Origin of the sequence: Pleomorphomonas carboxyditropha, assembly GCF_002770725.1 — a bacterium.
Taxonomy (GTDB): Bacteria; Pseudomonadota; Alphaproteobacteria; order Rhizobiales; family Pleomorphomonadaceae; genus Pleomorphomonas; species Pleomorphomonas carboxyditropha.
In genome coordinates this window covers 1-2,500 of the sequence record NZ_NQVN01000056.1, presented here as the reverse complement: position 1 = coordinate 2,500, position 2,500 = coordinate 1, and the positions used below count along the sequence as shown (strand labels likewise).

The 2,500-nt window shown below is 56.2% G+C and carries 2 rRNA genes (1 of these 2 cut by a window edge); both read left to right on the top strand.

Annotated elements, in window-relative coordinates:
• Positions 1-2,236: ribosomal RNA gene (locus CJ014_RS27115) — 23S ribosomal RNA — on the top strand; it begins 594 nt to the left of the window's first position.
• Between the two features lie 140 nt (positions 2,237-2,376).
• Positions 2,377-2,492: ribosomal RNA gene (rrf, locus tag CJ014_RS27110) — 5S ribosomal RNA — on the top strand.
• Positions 2,493-2,500: the final 8 nt, after the last annotated feature.

The window sequence follows — 2,500 nt, the reverse complement described above, 5'->3', positions numbered from 1 at the left end:
GCCTACAAACAGTCGGAGGCTGCAATGCTGACGGCGTACCTTTTGTATAATGGGTCAGCGACTTAGTCTGTCGAGCGAGCTTAAGCCGTTAGGTGTAGGCGCAGCGAAAGCGAGTCTGAACAGGGCGTTCAGTTCGACGGATTAGACCCGAAACGAGGTGATCTAGTCATGAGCAGGCTGAAGGTGCGGTAACACGCACTGGAGGGCCGAACCCACGCCTGTTGAAAAAGTCGGGGATGACTTGTGACTAGGGGTGAAAGGCCAATCAAACCTCGAAATAGCTGGTTCTCCGCGAAATCTATTTAGGTAGAGCGTCGGATGAATACCTCGGGGGGTAGAGCACTGCATAGGCTAGGGGGTCCTACAGACTTACCGATCTTAAGCAAACTCCGAATACCCGAGAGTACTATCCGGCAGACACACGGCGGGTGCTAACGTCCGTCGTGAAGAGGGAAACAACCCTGACCATCAGTTAAGGTCCCGAAGTCACGGCTAAGTGTGAAACGATGTGGGAATCCCAAAACAACCAGGATGTTGGCTTAGAAGCAGCCATCATTTAAAGAAAGCGTAACAGCTCACTGGTCTAGACAAGGGTTCCTGCGCGGACAATGTAACGGGGCTCAAGCCGTGCACCGAAACTATGGGTGTGTCCTTGTGACACGCGGTAGCGGAGCGTTCCGTAGGCCTGCGAAGGAGGATCTGTGAGGACCTCTGGAGGTATCGGAAGTGAGAATGCTGACATGAGTAACGCTAAGGGTGTGAGAAGCACCCTCGCCGAAAGTCCAAGGGTTCCTGCGTAAAGCTAGTCTTCGCAGGGTTAGCCGGTCCCTAAGGCGAGGCCGACAGGCGTAGTCGATGGGAATGAGGTGAATAGTCCTCAGCCAGCAGGTGGTGACGGATGCGAAGGATCGTGTTCCCTTAACGGATTGGGGATGCGGTCTCAGCGTTCCAGGAAATAGCCCCTGCATCAGACCGTACCCGAAACCGACACAGGTGGACTGGTAGAGCATACCAAGGCGTTGAGCGAATTGTGCTGAAGGAACTCGGCAAATTGCCTCCGTAACTTCGGGAGAAGGAGGCCCCGGTATCGGGCAACCGATATCGGGGGGCACAGACTAGGGGGTGGCGACTGTTTAACAAAAACACAGGGCTCTGCGAAGCCGCTAAGGCGACGTATAGGGTCTGACGCCTGCCCGGTGCCGGAAGGTTAAGAGGAGGGGTGCAAGCTCCGAATTGAAGCCCCGGTAAACGGCGGCCGTAACTATAACGGTCCTAAGGTAGCGAAATTCCTTGTCGGGTAAGTTCCGACCTGCACGAATGGCGTAACGACTTCCCCGCTGTCTCCAGCACAGGCTCAGTGAAATTGAATTCCCCGTGAAGATGCGGGGTTCCTGCGGTCAGACGGAAAGACCCCGTGCACCTTTACTATAGCTTCACACTGGCATTCGTGTCGGCATGTGTAGGATAGGTGGTAGGCTATGAAGTTTGGGCGCCAGCTCAGATGGAGCCATCCTTGAAATACCACCCTTATCGTCATGACTGTCTAACCGCGGCCCGTCATCCGGGTCCGGGACAGTGTGTGGTGGGTAGTTTGACTGGGGCGGTCGCCTCCCAAAGAGTAACGGAGGCGCGCGAAGGTAGGCTCAGACCGGTCGGAAATCGGTCGACGAGTGCAATGGCATAAGCCTGCCTGACTGCGAGACTGACACGTCGAGCAGAGTCGAAAGACGGCCATAGTGATCCGGTGGTCCCTCGTGGACGGGCCATCGCTCAACGGATAAAAGGTACGCCGGGGATAACAGGCTGATGATGCCCAAGAGTCCATATCGACGGCATCGTTTGGCACCTCGATGTCGACTCATCACATCCTGGGGCTGGAGAAGGTCCCAAGGGTTCGGCTGTTCGCCGATTAAAGTGGTACGTGAGTTGGGTTCAGAACGTCGTGAGACAGTTCGGTCCCTATCTGCCGTGGGTGTAGGAGTATTGAGAGGATCTGTCCCTAGTACGAGAGGACCGGGATGGACATACCTCTGGTGGACCTGTTGTGGCGCCAGCCGCATTGCAGGGTAGCTACGTATGGACTCGATAACCGCTGAAGGCATCTAAGCGGGAAACGAACCTCAAAACCAGTGCTCCCTATCAGAGCCGTGGAAGACCACCACGTCGATAGGCCGGGTGTGGAAGCGCAGCAATGCGTGAAGCTTACCGGTACTAATAGCTCGATCGGCTTGATCGCTCTCATTATCCCTGTCCATCCAAAAGATGACACAGGACACAACTTCACGATCCGACGGCCGCAAGCCGTCGCCAAAGACCAGATGATCTTACGCTCATGACCAGGCCAACGCCCGGCCATGAGCTCTTGCCCTTCGCCGGCCTGGTGGTCATGGCGGGGAGAAATGCACCCGATCCCATCCCGAACTCGGCCGTGAAACTCCCCAGCGCCAATGGTACTCCGTCTCAAGACGCGGGAGAGTAGGTCGCCGCCAGGCCTGCAAAG